Source organism: Agromyces chromiiresistens (genome assembly GCF_029167465.1).
In the GTDB taxonomy this organism is placed as follows: domain Bacteria; phylum Actinomycetota; class Actinomycetes; order Actinomycetales; family Microbacteriaceae; genus Agromyces; species Agromyces chromiiresistens.
Genome location: NZ_JARFNL010000003.1, coordinates 211,728 through 228,957 on the forward strand (window position 1 = coordinate 211,728; position 17,230 = coordinate 228,957).

The following is a 17,230-nucleotide window of genomic DNA, read 5'->3' on the forward strand; positions in this document are numbered from 1 at the left end:
TCGATTCTCCCATCACTGCGGGGCGCGGCATCCGTGATTCACTGTGATCGTGGAAACCGCCCAGTTCACCATTCCCCTGTGGCTCGACCTCACCGCGGTCGGGCTCGGCGGCGTGCAGGGGGCCCTGTTCGCCTCCGGCTTCCGCGGCGAACGACGCCTCGACCTGCTCGGCGTCGCGATCGTCGGCATCGTCATGGGCTTCGGCGGCGGAGCCATCAGGGACCTGCTGCTGAACGTGCCGATCGGCGCCCTCCAGAACAACTGGTACCTGGTGACCGCGGTGGCGGCGTCCCTCGTCGGCATGCTGCTCGCGGCCCCGTTGCAACGACTCAACGGCGTCATCGTCGGGCTCGACGCGATCGTGATCGGCATGTTCGGCGCGTTCGGCACGTCGAAGGCGCTCGGGCTCGGCCTGCCGCTGCTTCCCGCCGTGTTCGTGGGCGTCGCCGCCGCGGTCGGCGGCGGCATCCTGCGCGACATGCTCATGAGCCTGCCGGTGGCGATCATGCACGTCGGCTCGCTGTACGCGGTCGCCGCGGCTGCGGGATGCCTCGTGCTCGCGGTGCTCGACGTGTTCGGAGTACCGCTCTTCATCGGCGGCATCGTCTGCGTGGTCGTCACGAGCGTGATCCGTTGGCTCGCAGTGGTCTTCGACCTCTCGCTGCCCGAGCAGCGGATGCTCTACCGCCGCAAGGTCGCGACCGAGACGGGCGTGATGCCCGTCATCCACCGCTGACCGCGAGCACCGCACCCGGGCACGCCCCGGGGGTCGTTCTCGGCCGGAACCGGATGCCTCGAGGCATCCGGGCGGCGGAGAACGACCCCCGGAACGACTGGCACGGACCTCAGACGGCGGCGAGCTCGGGCTCGGGCTCGGGCTCGACCACGGTCGTGCGCAGCGCGCGGTTCACGGCCGAGACGACCGCCTTGAGCGATGCGGTCGAGATGTCGGCGTCGATGCCGACGCCCCACAGCACGCGCCCGGCGACCTCGAGCTCGACGTAGGCGGCCGCCTGCGCGTCGCCGCCGGCCGAGAGCGTGTGCTCGACGTAGTCGCGCAGCTTCACATCGACGCCTTCGGCGCCCAGCACGTTGAGGAACGCCGAGATCGGGCCGTTGCCGCTCGCGTCGGCGTCGACTCGCTCGTCGCCGTCGCGAAGGCCGACCCGCACGTTCACGACGCCGTCGAGGGCGCTCTCGGTGCGGAGGCCCAGCAGCTCGAACCGGCCCCACTTCTCGTCGGGACGGTCGGCCGGCGCCGGCAGGTACTCGTCGTTGAAGATGCGCCAGATGTCGTCGCTCGACACCTCGCCGCCCTCGGCATCGGTCTTCGCCTGGACGACGCCCGAGAACTCGATCTGCAGTCGGCGCGGCAGGTCGAGCGCGTGGTCGGTCTTCAGCAGGTAGGCGACGCCGCCCTTGCCCGACTGCGAGTTGACCCGGATGACGGCCTCATAGCTGCGCCCCAGGTCTTTCGGGTCGACCGGCAGGTACGGCACGGCCCATTCGAGGTCGTCGACGGCGACGCCCGTCTCAGCCGCCTTCGCCTCCATCGACTCGAAGCCCTTCTTGATCGCGTCCTGGTGCGATCCCGAGAACGCGGTGTAGACGAGATCGCCCGCCCACGGGCTGCGCTCGTGCACGCGCAGCTGGTTGCAGTACTCGGCGGTGCGCTTGATGTGGTCGAGGTCGCTGAAGTCGATCTGCGGGTCGATGCCCTGCGTGAACAGGTTGATGCCGAGTGCGACGAGGTCGACGTTGCCGGTGCGCTCGCCGTTGCCGAACAGGCACCCCTCGATGCGGTCGGCGCCCGCCATGTAGCCGAGCTCGGCCGCGGCGATCGCGGTGCCGCGGTCGTTGTGCGGGTGCAGCGACAGGATCACGTTCTCGCGGTGGGCGAGGTGCCGGCTCATCCACTCGATCGAGTCGGCGTACACGTTCGGCGTGGCCATCTCGACCGTGGCGGGCAGGTTGATGATGACCTTGCGGTCGGGGGTGGGCTCGAAGACCTCGAGCACCTGGTTGCACACGTCGACCGCGAACTCCAGCTCGGTACCCGTGTAGCTCTCGGGCGAGTACTCGTAGTAGACGGTCGTGCCGGGAATCGTGCGCTCCATCTCACGGCACTTGCGCGCGCCGTGCAGGGCGATGTCGATGATGCCCTGCTGGTCGGTGCGGAAGACGACCTCGCGCTGCAGGATGCTCGTCGAGTTGTAGAGGTGCACGATCGCCTGCTTCGCACCCGCGATCGCCTCGTAGGTGCGCTCGATCAGGTGGTCGCGCGCCTGCGTCAGCACCTGGATGGTGACGTCGTCGGGGATCGCGCCGTCGTCGATGAGCTGGCGCACGAAGTCGAAGTCGGTCTGGCTCGCGCTCGGGAAGCCGACCTCGATCTCCTTGTAGCCCATGCTCACGAGCAGCTCGAACATGATGCGCTTGCGCTCGGGGCTCATCGGGTCGATGAGCGCCTGGTTGCCGTCGCGCAGGTCGACGGCGCACCAACGGGGTGCGACCTCGATGCGCTTCGACGGCCACGTGCGGTCGGGCAGCTCGACGGAGATCTGCTCGTGGAAGGGGCGGTACCGATGGACGGGCATCGCCGAGGGCTTCTGGTTGTTCTGCATGGGGTGCTCTTCTCGCTTTTCGGATCGAATCAGCCGACGACGAACTCCGCAGCGAGGGAGGCCTGGGAACTAGGACTCGCTGCGGCAGCTAAGGAGAAGCAGGCCGTGAAGCACGCGACAAGGCTAACACCCGCGCGCCGGGCGCGCACGCGTGTGACGTCGCGCGAGCCCCGGCGAGCGTCGCCGGGCGGCGCGGCGAAGCGGGCGGATGCCTCCCCCGAGGCATCCGCCCGCCCTTCCCACCTCCTCGCGACGCCCCTATTCGACCGCGAGGGCTGCGACCGGCGACACGCGCATCGCGCGACGCGCCGGAGCGATGGACGCGGCGAGCGTGAGCACGCCCGCTGCGACGATGAGCGCGCCGATCATGACCCACGGGATGCCGGGGAAGACGAACACCGGCTGACCCTGCGCGCCGCCGAGCAGCGCCTGGGCGCCCGCCCAGCCGTACCCGAAGCCGAGCACGAGGCCCGTGAGCGTCGCAGCGACGGTGAGGGCCGCACTCTCGACGACGATCATGCGTCGCAGCTGCCGCCGGTCGAAGCCGAGCGCGCGCAGCAGGCCGAGCTCCCTGGAGCGCTGCAGCACGCTGAGCGACAGGGTGTTGACCATGCCGATCGCCGCGATGAGCGCGCTGAAGCCGATGAGCACCGTGAAGACCGCGATCGTCGCGTTCAGCATCGGCTCGATGCCGGCGAACACCTCGGGCTGCGCCTTCTGGGCGGCGAGGATCATCGCGCGGTACGACTCCATCGTGACCGAGAACGTCGTGATGAGCGTGACGCCGATGACGAGGCCGATCGTCATGCGCGAGCTGCGCTCGGGGTTGCGCACCGCGTTCTCGGCGGCGAGGCGTGCGGCGGGCGAGCGACCGAACAGACGCCCGACGAGCCGCAGCACGGGCGGCATGACGACGTCGGCGCCGAGCACGACGCCCGTGAACGACACGATGCCGCCGACCATGCCGATGAGCACACCCTCCGGCCGGGTGAGCCCCACGACGACGCCCACCGCGAGCAGGGCCACCCCCACGACGACGAGCACCGCCGCCGTGATGTTGCGGCCGCGGCGACGGCCGACGGCCTCCTGGCTCTGCGGGTTCGCGTTGCCGATCGCCTCGGCCGGGCGCACCTTGAGCACCCGCCGCGACCCGACCCACGACGCCACCCAGGTCGTGAGGGCGACGGCGATCGCCGGCAGCACGACCGAGACGTTGAGGTAGTCGTACTCGGTCTGGGGCAGCATCCCGCTCGCGACCGCGGAACGGGCGAGGCCGTAGGCCGATGCCGTGCCGAGCAGGATGCCGATCGCCGCACCCGCGAAGCCGATGACGAGCCCTTCCTTCGCGATCTGGGCGCGCTGGGCGCGTGCGCTCGAGCCGATGAGACGAAGGAGCGCGATCACGCGAGTGCGTCCCGCGACGACCGTCGCGACCGTGTTCGTGGTGACGATCGCGCTCACGTACACGGCGATGACGATGAACACCGTCGCGAGCACGCTGAGCATGAGTGCGACGGTGTCGCTCTCGCCCGTGACGTCGTCCGCCCGGATCGCCGCGGCCAGGAGGCCGGTCACCTGCAGGAGCAGCACGCCGAACGTGCCGGCGATCGTCGCGACCACGAGCGTCGGCCACTGGTCCCGGAATCGCGTGCGCATCAGGAGGCCAGTTCCATCGAGAGCATGAATGCCGAGATCTCCTCGGGCGTCGACCGGCCGGAATCGCGTACGATACGGCCGTCGGCAAGGAAGAGGATGCGGTCGGCGTGGCTCGCGGCGACCGGGTCGTGCGTCACCATCGCGATGGACTGGCCGTAGGTCGCACTCGCCGCGGCGAGGAGCCCGAGCACCTCGCGGCCGGTGCGCGAGTCGAGGTTGCCCGTGGGTTCGTCGGCGAAGACGAGGTCGGGGCGCGTCGCGAGCGCCCTGGCGATCGCCACGCGCTGCTGCTGGCCGCCGGAGAGCTCGTGCGGGCGGTGCGTCAGCCGATCACCGAGGCCGAGGGTGGCGAAGAGCTCGTCGGTCCACTCCTGCTCGTCCTTCGTCGGGCGCCGGCCGTCGAGCTCGAACGGCAGCAGCACGTTGCCGCGGACGTCGAGCGTCGGCACGAGGTTGAACGACTGGAACACGAACCCGATGCGGCGACGGCGCAGCACCGTCAGGGCCGAGTCGCCGAGCTCGGTGATGTCGGTGTCGCCGAGCCAGACGCGCCCCGCGCTCGGCGAGTCGAGGCCGGCCATGATGTGCATGAGGGTCGACTTGCCGGAGCCGCTCGGCCCCATGATCGCGGTGAACTCGCCGCGACGGAGACCGAGCGAGACGTCGTCGAGGGCGGTGACGGTGCCGGCGCCCTGCCCGTAGCGCTTGACGAGGCCGGCGACGCGGGCGATGAGACCGAGGTCGGAGGGTTGGATCTGCATGTCTTCGACGCTACGGATGCCCGGGGGCTGTCTCGTCCGGCTGCAGTCGCGCCCGCGTCATCCTCGAGGATGACGTTGGCGTCAGCCCGCAGCGGGTTCGGTGAGGTCGTGCTCGTACGCGAACACCACGAGCTGCACCCGATCGCGCAGGCCGAGCTTCGCGAGGATGCGGCTGACGTGCGTCTTCACCGTCGCCTCCGACAGGAATTCGCCCGCCGCGATCTCGCTGTTCGAGAGTCCCCGCGCAGCGAGTGCGAAGATCTCGCGCTCGCGGGGCGTCAGGTCGCCCCACGCCGGCGGTGCGGGACGCAGCCCGGAGCCGGCCCCCACATGCGCGAACAGCGCCCGGGTCGCCGACGCGGCGATGACCTGGTTGCCCTGGTGCACGGTGCGGATCGCCGCCAGCAAGAACTCGGGGTCGGCGTCCTTCAGCACGAAGCCGCTCGCGCCGGCGCGGATCGCCCGTGCGGCGTTCTCGTCGAGGTCGAAGGTGGTGAGCACGAGGATGCGCGGGGCCGTGCGCCCCTCGCGATCCGCGTCGGCGAGGATGCGCTCGGTGGCGGCGATGCCGTCGGCGAGCGGCATCCGCACGTCCATGAGCACGACGTCGGGCCGTACCGATGCCGCGAGGGCGACCGCTGCGACACCGTCGCCCGCCTCGCCCGCGACCTCGAGGTCGGGCTGGGACTCGACGAGCATGCGCACGCCGGCACGGAAGAGGGCCTGGTCGTCGACGAGGGCGACGCGGATGCTCATGCGGTCCTTCCGGTTCGGGCGGGGATGCGGGCGGTGAGACGGAAGAGTCCGTCGTCGCCTGCCACCGCCTGCAGGGTACCGCCGGCGAGCTGCGCGCGTTCGCGCATCCCGGGGATGCCGTGGCGGAACGCGTGCGAGTCGGGCGGCGGCACGTCGGCCCGGCGGGCGTTCACGAGTTCGACGGTCACCCCCGCGTCGTCCCACCGGAGCGCGAGCTGCACCGGCTGTGCTGCGTCGCCGTGCCGGAGCGCGTTCGTGAGGCCCTCCTGCACGATGCGGTAGACGGCGATCTGCTGCCCCGTGCCGAGCTCGGGGCGGACCCCGTGCTCGTCGAGGCGGATGTCGAGCCCGGCCGCGCGGACCTGGTCGAGCAGGACGCCGAGATCGTCGAGCACGGGTTGCGGCGACTCGGTCTCGTGATGGCGGAGTTCGGCGAGCAGGAGGCGCACGTCGCCGAGCGCGCCCCGCGCCACCCCGGCGATCGTGCCGAGCGCATCGACCGCCGACTCGGGCTTCGCGCGGGCGGCGAACCGCGCACCGTCGGCCTGCGCGATCACGACCGCGAGCGAGTGGGCGACGACGTCGTGCATGTCGCGGGCGATGCGGTTGCGCTCCTGCTCGACCACCCAGCGGTACTCGGCGAGCTCGCGCTCGCGGTTCGCCACCTCTTCTCGACGCCGCACCTCGCGCGTGTCGCGGACGGCCCGCACGAGGAGGCCGGCGGTCCACGCGAGCACGAGGACCGCGATCGACGCGACGAAGAGCACGCCGGTCAGGATCACCGTGCCGATCGTGTCCTGCGGCGCCGCGAACGTCGCCCCGTCGATGAGCGGCTTCACCCACGCGAGATAGGCGGTCGCGAGCACCGCACCGACCCCGGCCGAGCCGAGCCCGAGCCACTTCACGACGCGCCCGCCGTGCGCCGCGGTCGAGTACAGCACGCCGAGGACCGCCGCGTCGTAGAGCTGCAGGTCGCGCAGCAGCAGCATCTGGGCGAGCGCCGCGACCCACGCGATCGCGAGCGACCAGCCCGGGTCGTAGCGGCGCACCGCGAGCGCCCCGGCGAACACCACGAGGATCAGGACGTCCGAGACGCCGCCGAGCAGCGCGAACGGCAGGCACACGAGCGCGAACACGCCGGCGAGCACGATGTCGGTCGTGAGCTTCGCACGGCTGATCCTGGTGGGCACCGATCCACCGTACGCGCTCGACTGCGCCGAGAGGGGCTCAGCGGCGCGGAATCATCCTCGAGTGGTACGAGAGACGGCGCCCCGATCGCACGCCCTCCGAGGCATCCCCGCCCCGTCGCATGCTCGACTCAGAAGCCGAGGCGGCCGAGCTGCTTCGGATCGCGCTGCCAGTCCTTCGCGACCTTCACGTGGAGGGCGAGGTAGACCTTGCGCCCGAGCAGCTGCTCGATCTGCCCGCGCGCGGCCGCACCGACCTCCTTGAGCCGGGCGCCGCCCTTGCCGATGATGATGCCCTTCTGGCTGTCGCGCTCGACGATGAGGTTCGCGTACACCTCGACGAGATCCTTGTCGTCCCGCTCGATCATGTCGTCGACCGTCACCGCGATCGAATGCGGCAGCTCGTCGGACACGCCCTCGAGCGCGGCCTCTCGCACGAACTCGGCGATGCGGTCGGTGATGTCCTCATCGGTGAGCGCCTCGGCCGGGTAGAGCGGCTGGTCGGACTCGGGCATGAGGGCGAGCAACTCGGCCACGAGCACGTCGAGCTGTTCTCCTCGCGGGGCAGAGACCGGGACGATCGCGGCCCAGTCGCGCAGCTCGGACACGGCGAGCAGCTGCTCGGCGACCTTGGCCTTCGACGTGGCGTCGGTCTTCGTCACGATTGCGACCTTCTTCGCGCGCGGGTACTGGTCGAGCTGTTCGTTGATGAATCGGTCGCCCGGGCCGATCGCCTCGTTCGCGGGAACGCAGAACGCGATCACGTCGACATCGCCGAGCGTCGACTGCACGAGGGTGTTGAGCCGCTCGCCGAGGAGGGTGCGCGGCCGGTGCAGACCCGGCGTGTCCACCAGGATGAGCTGGCCGTGCTCCCGATGCACGATGCCCCGGATCGCGCGTCGGGTCGTCTGCGGCTTGGAGCTCGTGATCGCGACCTTCTCGCCGACGAGCGCGTTCGTGAGCGTCGACTTGCCGACGTTCGGCCGGCCGACGAACGACACGAATCCGGCACGGTACTCAGTCACGATGGTTCCTCTCCACGGTCTCGCCCCCGTCGAATGCGGCGTGGGCGTCGATGAGGGCCTGGTCGGCCTCGACGAGGATCGTCGAGATGCGCTTGCGCCGCCCCTCGGTGCGCTCGGCCTCGAGGATGAGGCCCGAGACGCCGGCTCGTTCGCCGGGCTGCGGCAGCCGGCCGAGTTCTTTCGCGAGCAGCCCGCCCGCCGAGTCGACGTCCTCGTCCTCGAGGTCGAGGCCGAACAGCTCGCCGAGCTCGTCGATCGGGAGCCGGGCGTTCACCCGGTACCGGCCGTTCCCGAGGGGCTCGACCTGCGCCGCCTCACGGTCGTACTCGTCGGAGATGTCGCCCACGAGCTCCTCGATGAGGTCTTCGAGGGTCACGAGACCGGCGATGCCGCCGTACTCGTCGACGACCATCGCGAGGTGGGTCGACTCGAGCTGCATCTGCCTGAGCAGCGCGTCGGCCTTCATCGAGTCGGGCACGAAGGTCGCCGGCCGCCCGAGCTCGCCGACGGTGACCTCCTCGGCGTCGAGCGGACGCTCGAACCCGAGTCTCGCGAGATCGCGCAAATAGAGGATGCCCGTGACGTCGTCGGCGTCGCGCGCGATCACCGGGATGCGCGAGTACCCCGCCTTGAGGAAGAGCGCCATCGCGTGCGGCAGGTGCGCCGTCGCGTCGATCGTCACCATGTCGGTGCGGGGCACCATGACCTCGCGCACGACGGTGTCGTTGAACTCGAAGATCGAGTGGATGAGCTCGCGATCGCCCTCCTCGAGGACGTCGAGCTCGGCGGCCTCGTCGACCATGCTGAGCAGCTGCTCCTCGCTCGACACCCCCGCGAACCGCAGGCGCCCGGGCGTCACCCGGTTTCCGAGCGACACGAGCGCCCCCGCGAGCGGTCCGATGAGCACCCGCAGGAAGTGCACGAGCGGGGCCGTGAGCCGCAGCACCATGGGTGCGTGCGCGCGTCCGACGCTGCGCGGGCTCGCGCCGACGAGCACGAACGACGCGGCCGTCATGATGAAGGCGGCGCACAGCAGCACGAGCCAGATGTCCTCGATGAAGAAGGTGAACGCGAGCGTCACGAGCACCGCCGCAGTCGTCTCCGCGACGATGCGCACGAAGTTGACGGCGTTGACGTGCGCCCCCGTGTCGTCGGCGATCGCCAGCAGTGAGCGCCGGGCGCGCGACCCGATCGCGAGGTCGGTGAGGTCGGCCCGGCTCGAGACGCCGACGGCCGCGTCGACTGCGGCCATCAGCCCGCCGAAGGCGACGAGCACGAACGCCGCGGCGAGGAAGAGCCAGGGCAGCATGGTCAGCGGCGGCGCTCCTGCATCGAGAAGCCGACGAGGATGTCGCGCTGGATGCCGAACATCTCCTTCTCCTCGTCGGGCTCGGCGTGGTCGAAGCCGAGCAGATGCAGGATGCCGTGCGTCGTCAGCAGCAGGAGCTCGTCGAGCAGCGAGTGACCGGCGGTGCGAGCCTGCGACTCGGCCACCTGCGGGCACAGCACGACGTCGCCGAGGAGCCCGGGCGGAGTCGGCGCCTCCTCCGTGCCCGGGCGGAGCTCGTCCATCGGGAAGCTCAGCACGTCGGTCGGGCCGGGCTCGTCCATCCACTGGACGTGGAGCTGCTCCATCGCGCCCTCGTCGACGAGCACGATCGCGAGCTCGGCGTCCTGATGGACGTGCATGGCGTCGAGCGCGTAGACCGCGAGCCGCTGGATCGCGGCCTCATCGACCTCGATCGCGGATTCGTTGTTGATCTCGATGCTCAAGACGTGCCCTTTCTCGGCAGGTGGTCGCGGGGACCGGCGTGACCGCGCCGTTCGGCGCGATTCGCGAACTCGCGGGCCTCGGCGCGCTCGAAGCGCTGCGCCTGCTGCCGCTGGTCGAACTCGGTGTACGCGTCGACGATGCGTCCGACGAGGGTGTGGCGCACGACGTCGTCGCTCGTGAGGCGCGCGAAGTGGATGTCGTCGATGCGATCGAGGATGCGCGTGACGAGGCGCAGTCCGCTCGCGCCGCCGGGGAGGTCGATCTGCGTCACGTCGCCGGTGACGACCATCTTCGATCCGAACCCCAGTCGGGTGAGGAACATCTTCATCTGCTCGGGCGTCGTGTTCTGCGCCTCGTCGAGCACGACGAACGAGTCGTTCAGGGTGCGTCCGCGCATGTACGCCAGCGGGGCGACCTCGACCGTGCCCGAGGCGAGCAGCTTCGGCACGAGCTCGGGGTCCATCATCTCGTTGAGGGCGTCGTAGAGCGGCCGCAGGTAGGGGTCGATCTTGTCGGTGAGCGTTCCGGGCAGGAACCCGAGCCGCTCCCCCGCCTCGACCGCGGGGCGCGTGAGGATGATGCGATTGACCTCTTTGCGCTGCAGCGCCTGCACCGCCTTCGCCATGGCCAGGTACGTCTTGCCGGTGCCTGCGGGGCCGATGCCGAAGACGATCGTGTTCTCGTCGATCGCGTCGACGTAGGCGCGCTGGCCCTCGGTCTTCGGCCGGATGGTCTTGCCCCGGCTGGAGACGATCACCTGGCCGAGCAGGTCGGAGGGCTTCGCGTCGGGGTCGGCGTCGAGCATGCGGGCTGAGCTCCTCACTTCGGTCGGGGTCGGGTCCTGGTCGCGGCGCACCAGTTCGAGCAGCTCCTCGATCAGCCGGCGTACCCGGCGACGTTCATCGGCAGCGCCGCGGATCGCGATCTCGTTGCCGCGGACGTGCACCTCGACGCCCGGGTATTCGCGCTGGACGGAGGTCAGCAGTCGGTCCTGGGGCCCCAGCAGGCGCACCATCTGCACCCCGTCGATGCGCAGGCGCTCTTCGTCGACGCCGGTCGCCGCCCCCTCCGGCCCGGTCGGCACCGCGGACTCCGTCGACTCAGGCTCCGGCAAGCGTGCCCTCCTCGAGCCCGCCCGCGAGGACGTGCGCGTGCACGTGGAACACGGTCTGGCCGGCCGAGGCACCGGTGTTGAACACCAGGCGGAACTCGCCGTCGGCGAGGTCGCCCGCGACGTCGCGAGCCAGGCCGACGAGCTCGGCCAGCAGCTCGGGGTCGCCCGCGGCGAGTTCGACCACGTCGCGGTAGTCGCCCGCCTTCGTCGTGACGATCACGTGCACCGGCGCCTGCGGCGCGATGTCGTGGAACGCGATGACGCGCTCGGACTCGGCGACGATGCGCGCCGGGATCTCGCGCGCGACGATGCGTTCGAAGACGGTCGGTTCAGCGCGCGAGTCGGTCATTCCACCATCGTAGCGAGGGATCGCTCACCACCGCCCGAGCCGGACGCTCAGTACGGCGATCGCCGCGGGACCGGCGGTCGAGGTGCGGAGCACCGATGCGCCGAGGCGCACCGTCTCGGCGCCGGCGGCGACGAGGTGGTCGAGCTCGTCGGGCGCGATGCCGCCCTCGGGCCCGACCACGAGCGCGAGGTCGCGGCCGTCGGGCTCGAGCTCGGTGAGCGCCATACGTGCGGTCGGCTCGAGCACGAGCACCCGGGTTCCGGCCAGCCGCGCGGCCAGCCCGGCCGTCGTCGTGACCTCGGTGACCTCGGGCTGCCAGGCGCGGATCGACTGCTTGACGGCCTCGCGCACGATGGTGGCCCAGCGGCGCCTGCCCTTCTCGGCCTTCGGGCCCTCCCACCGCGACACCGAACGGGCGGCGGCCCACGGCACGACGGCGTCGACGCCGAGCTCGGTCGACGCCTGCACGGCCATCTCATCGCGGTCGCCCTTCGCGAGGGCCTGCACGAGCGTGATCGCCGGGGAGGGACGCTCCTCGACGGCGACCTCGTCGGCGACGAGCACGAGCTCGCGGGGCTCGGTCGCGACGACCGAGCCACGGACGATCACCCCGCGCCCGTCGCCGATCGCGATGCGCTCGCCCGTGCGGATGCGCGCGACGGTAACGGCGTGCCGCGCCTCGTCGCCCGTGAGCCGCACCTCCGCGCCCGGGGCGAGCGCGCCGAGGTCGAGGGACTCGTCGAGGTACAGGCTGCTCATCTGCGGACTCCGCTCAGCCGAGGAACCGGTCGCGGAGCCGGGCGAACAGCCCCTGCTGGAAGTGGCTGAGCTCGGGCTCGGGCGACCGCTTCGACGCCGCGAACTGCGAGATCAGATCGCGCTCCTTCGACGACAGCTTCGTCGGCGTGACGACCTGCACGCCGATCTTGAGGTCGCCGCGGCCGTTGCCGCGGAGCTTGGTGACCCCGCGGTCCTTCACGGTCAGGATCTCGCCGCTCTGCGTGCCGGCCTTCACCTCGAGCTCGACGTCGCCGTCGAGACCGGGGATCGTCGCGTCCGTTCCGAGGATGGCGTCGGTCATCGCGACCTCGAGGGTCGCGAGCAGGTCGTCGCCGTTGCGGCTGAACACCTCGTGGTTCTTGACCTTGATCTCGAGGTAGAGGTCGCCGTTCGGTCCACCGGCGGGGCCGGCCTCGCCGGAGCCCGGCATCTGCAGGCGAACACCCGTGTCGACGCCCGCAGGGATGTCGACCGGCACCGTACGACGTGCGCGCACGCGCCCCTGGCCCTGGCAGGTGATGCAGGGCGTGGCGATGATCGTGCCGTAGCCGCGGCAGGTGCCGCACGGGCTCGAGGTCATCACGTTGCCGAGGAGCGAGCGCACCTGGCGCTGGATCTGGCCGCTGCCGTGGCAGATGTCGCACGTGACGGGCGAGGTGCCCGGCTGGCAGCACGACCCCTGGCAGGTCTCGCAGCGCACGGCCGTGTCGACCTCGATGTCGCGATGGGTGCCGAAGATCACCTCGTCGAGGCCGACCTCGACGCGGATCAGGGCGTCCTGGCCGCGCTCACGACGCGACCGCGGGCCACGGCTCTGCTGGCCGGCACCGAAGAACGTCTCGAAGATGTCGCCGAAGCCGCCGAAGTTCTGGCCGCCGAAGCCGCCCTGGCCGCCGCCGAGGTCGTACTGCTGGCGCTGCTTGGGGTCGCTCAGCACGTCGTACGCGTGGGTCACCTCTTTGAAGCGCTCGGATGCCTCGGCGCCCGGGTTCACGTCGGGGTGGAGTTCTCGCGCGAGGCGGCGGTACGCCTTCTTGATCTCGTCGGGGGTGGCGTCGCGGGAGACGCCGAGGACCTCGTAGTGGTCGGCCACGGAGGGCTTGTCCTTTCGGTTGCGCCGGTCGGTTCGGACGGCGGCTGGTCAGTTCTCGCCGAGCGTGCGGGAGAGGTATCGGGCGACGGCGCGGACGGCCGCCATGCTGTTCGAATAGTCCATTCGGGTCGGCCCGACGACGCCGAGGCGCGAGATGTCGCGCCCGGGGATCTCGAACGCACTCGACACGATCGACGTCTCGCCGAGACCGAACGAGGCGTTCTCTCGGCCGATGCGAACGGCGACGGCGTGCTCGTCGGTCGCCATCTCGCCGAAGAGCCTGAGCAGCACGACCTGTTCCTCGATCGCCTCGATCACCCCGAGGATCGACCCGGCGAAGTCCTGTTCGGTGCGCACGAGGTTCGCGGCACCCGCGACGACCAGCCGGTCGCTGCGCTGCTGGCGTGCCTGGTCGGCGAGCGTCGCGGCGAGCGTGTGCAGCACCGCGGCGTGGCGCCGGTCGACGACGTCGAGCTCGCCCGACAGCAGCTCCGAGGCATCCGTCATCGTGGTGCCCGCGACGAGCTCGTTGAGGCGGTGCCGGAGCGACGCGAGCGTCTCGTCGTCGACCGGTTCGGCGAGTTCGGCGAGCCGCTGCTCGACCTGGCCGGAGTCGGCGATGAGGATGCAGAGCACGCGGGAGGGTGCGAGCGCGACGAGCTCGACGTGACGCACCCGTGCACTCGAGAAGCTCGGGTACTGCACGACCGCGAGCTGCTTCGTGAGCTGGGAGATGAGGCGAACGGTGCGGGCGAGCAGTTCGTCGAGGTCGCTCGACTCGCCGAGGAAGGTCTCGATCGCCTGTCGCTGCGCCGAGCTCAGCGGACGCACGTCGGTGAGCTGGTCGACGAAGACGCGATAGCCCTTGTCGGTCGGAATGCGGCCCGACGACGTGTGCGGCGCCGCGATCAGCTCCTCCTCTTCGAGGAGTGCCATGTCGTTGCGGATGGTCGCGGCCGAGACGCCGAAGGCGTGGCGTTCGACGATCGTCTTCGAGCCGACGGGTTCGCGCGAGGCGACATAGTCCTGCACGATCGCGCGGAGCACCGCGAGACTGCGTTCGGAGACCATGGCCCTCGCTTCCTCTGCACGGCTTGGCACTCGATCGATCGGAGTGCCAATCATATCGCGACATCCCGTGACCCGGCCGTTGCCGCGGTCCCACCGGGGCGCTACCGTATGGATGTTCCGCGCGCCGCCCCCGTTCCCGCGGCCCGCGCCTCCACCCGACCGTTCCCGCCCCCGAAAGGCATGCCCATGAGCGACTCCGCACCGCCGCCCCCCGCCCCCGAGCCGCAGCCGGCCGCCCCCCTCGCACACGACCAGGACGTGCTCTGGGGCTCGCTCGCCCAGCTCGGCGGCATCGTCGGCCCGCTGCCCTCGCTCATCATCTGGCTCGTGTTCAAGGACCGCGGCCCGTTCACGAACGTCGAGGCGAAGGAGGGCCTCAACTTCCAGATCACGGCGATCATCGCGTACGTCGCGATCGTGATCGTGAACATGGTGCTGGCCCTCGTGACCTTCGGGTTCTGGGGGTACGTCGGGTGGCTCCTGCCGACCGCGCTCTGGGTGACCGTCGTCGTGTTCTCGATCCTCGCGTACCTCAAGGCGAAGGACGGCGTGCACTACCGGTACCCCTTCGCCATCCGCCTCATCAAGTAGCCGGTTCGACGACGCATTGCCGAGCGCGCCGCGGGAACTCTTCCGCGGCGCGCTCGTCTGTGCCAGCATGACAGCGACCCGCCGCCGCCCGGCGGCCCGATCAAGGAGAGACCATGTCCGAGGGCACCCCGCCACCTCCCCCGCCCGTGAACCCCTACGAGCAGAACCAGCCGCTCAGCCCGTCCGACGAGAAGCTCTGGGCGACGCTGATCCAGATCGGCGGCATCATCTTCGGCGTCCTGCCGTCGCTGATCGGCTACCTCATCCTGAAGGACAAGGGCCCGTTCGTCCGCGGCCACGCGGCGACGGCGCTGAACTTCCAGATCACGCTGCTCATCGCCTATGTCGTCGGCTGGATCACCGCGTTCATCCTGATCGGATTCATCATCCTCGCCGCGGCGTGGATCTGCTCGATCGTCTTCGGCATCATCGCCGCGATCGCGGCGAACAAGGGCGAGCCGTACGTCTACCCGATCGCGATCAAGTTCGTCAACTGAGCTCGTCCGCACCGGTTCTCGATCCGCGCCCCGCGTCGTCGGGCGCTACTCGACCACCGGAGCGTCGAGCAGCCGCCGCACCACCGCGTCGGCGAGGAGCCGCCCCTTCCGCGTGAGCGTCAGCACGCCGGAGAGGGCGGCTCTCGCGTCGACGAGGCCGTCTGCGATGAGCCCGGCGACCGCATGACGGCCGCCGGTGTGCAGCGAGGCGAGCTCGAGCCCCTCCCGGATCCGCGTCGCGAGCAGCACGCGCTCGGTCTCGCGCGTCGGTCCGTCGAGCACTTCGCGGCCCACGGCGGGCGAGATGCCCTTCGCGAGGAGTTCGGCGTACGCCGAGGGATGCTTCGCGTTCCACCAGCGCACGCCGCCGACGTGGCTGTGCGCGCCCGGGCCGACGCCCCACCAGTCGTCGCCCCGCCAGTACCCGAGGTTGTGGCGGGACCGGTGCCGGGTGCCGCGCGCCCAGTTGCTGACCTCGTACCAGTCGTAGCCGGCCGCGGCGAGCGACTCGTCGGCGAGCTCGTACATGTCGGCCTCGAGGTCGTCCGACGGCGTCGCGAGCTCACCGCGGCGGATCTGCCGGGCGAGCTTCGTGCCGTCCTCCACGATGAGCGCGTACGCGCTCAGGTGGTCGGGGCGCTGCGCGATGGCGTGCTCCAGGCTGCGCCGCCAGTCGTCGAGCGACTCCCCCGGCGTGCCGTAGATGAGGTCGAGGCTGACGTCGAGCCCTGCGTCGCGGGCCCACTCGACGACCTGCGGCACCCGCTCGGGGTCGTGCGTGCGGTCGAGCGCCGCCAGCACGTGCGGAACCGCCGACTGCATGCCGAACGACACGCGCGTGAACCCGCCGGCCGCGAGCTCGTCGAGCTCTCGCCGTCCGACCGAGTCGGGATTCGCCTCGGTCGTGACCTCGGCGCCGGGCGCGAGGCCGAACTCGTCGCGCACGGCGCCGAGCATCTCGACGAGGTCGGCGGCGGGCAGGAGGGTGGGCGTGCCGCCGCCGAAGAACACGGTCTCGACCGGGCGGGAGGGGACTTCGGATGCCTCGAGCACGCGCCGCGACATCCTGATCTCGTCGATCGCCTGGCCCGCGTAGTCGACCTGCCGGGCGCCGCGCAGCTCGTCGGACGTGTACGTGTTGAAGTCGCAGTACCCGCACCGCACCCGGCAGAACGGCACGTGCACGTAGACGCCGAACGCGCGGTCCGCGGCGCCCGCGGCCGCCTGGGCCGGCAGCAGGCCGTCGGCCGGAGCCGGTTCGCCGAGCGGCAGCGCCGAGCCCACGCCTACACTCCGCCGGCGGGGTGGAGCGCCCGCAGCTCCCTGCGGGTGAGCTCGCGACGACGACGACGGGTGGACGGCGAGAGCACGGCGCGCACGCCGCCCGCGGTCGCGAGGATCGAGCGGATGGTGAGCCACACCGTGTCGTCGTCGCGGTGCTCGAGGATGAACGACTCCTCGCCGGTCTCGGCGCCGTGCGCCGTCGTTCCGTAGGCGAAGCCGATCCGGTTCGGTTCGTCGATCACGTAGACGACGAGCACGGGGGTCTTCGCCGTGCCGAACCGCCGCTTGTGCTCGAGCGTCGCGGTCATGCCCGCGGCGATGTACGGGGTGCCGTCGGCGCCGAACCGGTCCTCCGTGCGGGGCGCGGGCTGATCGGCGAGCGGGGCGCCGGTCGGGTCGAACACGATGCCGGGGTACTGGGCCCCGGTGCCGGCCGACACGTCGGCGATCGTGAACCCGGCTCCCCGTTGGATGCCCCACGTCATGAGCGCCTCGGCCGAGCGGTCGAACCGCTCCTGGCCCGAGCCGAGCCGTACCGCGTCCTCGGCGGGCCGGAGGCCCACCGGCGGGTAGCGGAGGAAATCGGGGTCGAGCGTGGCGCCGATCGCCCCGTAGGTGACCGACTGGTCGGTGAACGTGCTTCTGCGAGTCATCCGTGTTCCTTCGCG

Annotated in this window: 18 protein-coding genes; 3 read left to right on the forward strand and 15 right to left on the reverse strand. The window is 70.9% G+C overall.

Annotation, left to right across the window (positions count from 1 at the left end):
- Positions 1 to 49 precede the first annotated feature (49 nt).
- Positions 50 to 736, forward strand: coding sequence for a trimeric intracellular cation channel family protein (locus tag PX701_RS06905; protein ID WP_231431148.1), 687 nt, complete (start codon positions 50 to 52; stop codon positions 734 to 736).
- A gap of 109 nt (positions 737 to 845) precedes the next feature.
- On the opposite strand, the gene leuA is transcribed toward PX701_RS06905, so the two are convergent.
- The 13 genes from leuA to hrcA form a co-directional block, all read right to left on the reverse strand.
- Positions 846 to 2,624: a 2-isopropylmalate synthase gene (gene leuA / locus PX701_RS06910; RefSeq protein WP_275505861.1), complete on the reverse strand. Its 1,779-nt coding sequence runs from the start codon at positions 2,622 to 2,624 to the stop codon at positions 846 to 848.
- A gap of 258 nt (positions 2,625 to 2,882) precedes the next feature.
- Positions 2,883 to 4,280: an FtsX-like permease family protein gene (locus PX701_RS06915; protein ID WP_231431150.1), complete on the reverse strand. Its 1,398-nt coding sequence runs from the start codon at positions 4,278 to 4,280 to the stop codon at positions 2,883 to 2,885.
- Entirely contained in the window at positions 4,280 to 5,041 is a 762-nt protein-coding gene (locus PX701_RS06920) for an ABC transporter ATP-binding protein (protein WP_231431151.1), read from the reverse strand. Before PX701_RS06920 ends, PX701_RS06915 begins: the two co-directional genes overlap by 1 nt.
- A gap of 81 nt (positions 5,042 to 5,122) precedes the next feature.
- The gene (locus PX701_RS06925) at positions 5,123 to 5,797 is read right to left on the reverse strand and encodes a response regulator (RefSeq protein ID WP_231431152.1); all 675 of its coding nucleotides are present in this window, start codon (positions 5,795 to 5,797) and stop codon (positions 5,123 to 5,125) included.
- Positions 5,794 to 6,987 carry a sensor histidine kinase gene (locus tag PX701_RS06930; RefSeq protein ID WP_275505862.1) on the reverse strand — a complete coding sequence of 398 codons (1,194 nt, stop codon included), beginning with the start codon at positions 6,985 to 6,987 and terminating at the stop codon, positions 5,794 to 5,796. Before PX701_RS06930 ends, PX701_RS06925 begins: the two co-directional genes overlap by 4 nt.
- Before the next feature lie 128 nt (positions 6,988 to 7,115).
- Positions 7,116 to 8,009, reverse strand: coding sequence for a GTPase Era (gene era / locus PX701_RS06935; RefSeq protein WP_275505863.1), 894 nt, complete (start codon positions 8,007 to 8,009; stop codon positions 7,116 to 7,118).
- A complete protein-coding gene (locus PX701_RS06940; protein WP_231431155.1) occupies positions 8,002 to 9,318 on the reverse strand; it encodes a hemolysin family protein in 1,317 nt (438 codons plus the stop codon). Before PX701_RS06940 ends, era begins: the two co-directional genes overlap by 8 nt.
- Positions 9,319 to 9,320: 2 nt before the next feature.
- Complete coding sequence (ybeY, locus tag PX701_RS06945; RefSeq protein WP_231431156.1) at positions 9,321 to 9,782, reverse strand: rRNA maturation RNase YbeY; 462 nt, start codon at positions 9,780 to 9,782, stop codon at positions 9,321 to 9,323.
- Positions 9,779 to 10,897, reverse strand: a complete 1,119-nt coding sequence (locus PX701_RS06950) for a PhoH family protein (RefSeq protein ID WP_374201121.1) — start codon at positions 10,895 to 10,897, stop codon at positions 9,779 to 9,781. Before PX701_RS06950 ends, ybeY begins: the two co-directional genes overlap by 4 nt.
- Positions 10,884 to 11,246, reverse strand: coding sequence for an HIT domain-containing protein (locus PX701_RS06955; protein WP_231431157.1), 363 nt, complete (start codon positions 11,244 to 11,246; stop codon positions 10,884 to 10,886). The genes PX701_RS06950 and PX701_RS06955 overlap by 14 nt, the downstream gene beginning before the upstream one ends.
- Before the next feature lie 24 nt (positions 11,247 to 11,270).
- The gene (locus tag PX701_RS06960; protein ID WP_275505864.1) at positions 11,271 to 12,005 is read right to left on the reverse strand and encodes a 16S rRNA (uracil(1498)-N(3))-methyltransferase; all 735 of its coding nucleotides are present in this window, start codon (positions 12,003 to 12,005) and stop codon (positions 11,271 to 11,273) included.
- Between the two features lie 13 nt (positions 12,006 to 12,018).
- Positions 12,019 to 13,119 carry a molecular chaperone DnaJ gene (dnaJ, locus tag PX701_RS06965; RefSeq protein WP_231431159.1) on the reverse strand — a complete coding sequence of 367 codons (1,101 nt, stop codon included), beginning with the start codon at positions 13,117 to 13,119 and terminating at the stop codon, positions 12,019 to 12,021.
- Between the two features lie 48 nt (positions 13,120 to 13,167).
- The gene (gene hrcA, locus PX701_RS06970) at positions 13,168 to 14,190 is read right to left on the reverse strand and encodes a heat-inducible transcriptional repressor HrcA (protein WP_231431160.1); all 1,023 of its coding nucleotides are present in this window, start codon (positions 14,188 to 14,190) and stop codon (positions 13,168 to 13,170) included.
- 186 nt (positions 14,191 to 14,376) lie between these two features.
- Between hrcA and PX701_RS06975 the strand changes: the two genes are divergently transcribed.
- Positions 14,377 to 14,781, forward strand: a complete 405-nt coding sequence (locus tag PX701_RS06975; RefSeq protein WP_231431161.1) for a DUF4870 domain-containing protein — start codon at positions 14,377 to 14,379, stop codon at positions 14,779 to 14,781.
- 113 nt (positions 14,782 to 14,894) lie between these two features.
- On the forward strand, positions 14,895 to 15,278 hold the full coding sequence (locus PX701_RS06980; RefSeq protein WP_231431162.1) for a DUF4870 domain-containing protein: 384 nt from the start codon (positions 14,895 to 14,897) through the stop codon (positions 15,276 to 15,278).
- Between the two features lie 45 nt (positions 15,279 to 15,323).
- On the opposite strand, the gene hemW is transcribed toward PX701_RS06980, so the two are convergent.
- Complete coding sequence (gene hemW / locus PX701_RS06985; RefSeq protein WP_275505865.1) at positions 15,324 to 16,562, reverse strand: radical SAM family heme chaperone HemW; 1,239 nt, start codon at positions 16,560 to 16,562, stop codon at positions 15,324 to 15,326.
- A gap of 2 nt (positions 16,563 to 16,564) precedes the next feature.
- Positions 16,565 to 17,215, reverse strand: coding sequence for a DUF1990 family protein (locus tag PX701_RS06990; RefSeq protein WP_231431164.1), 651 nt, complete (start codon positions 17,213 to 17,215; stop codon positions 16,565 to 16,567).
- Between the last annotated feature and the right edge of the window lie 15 nt (positions 17,216 to 17,230).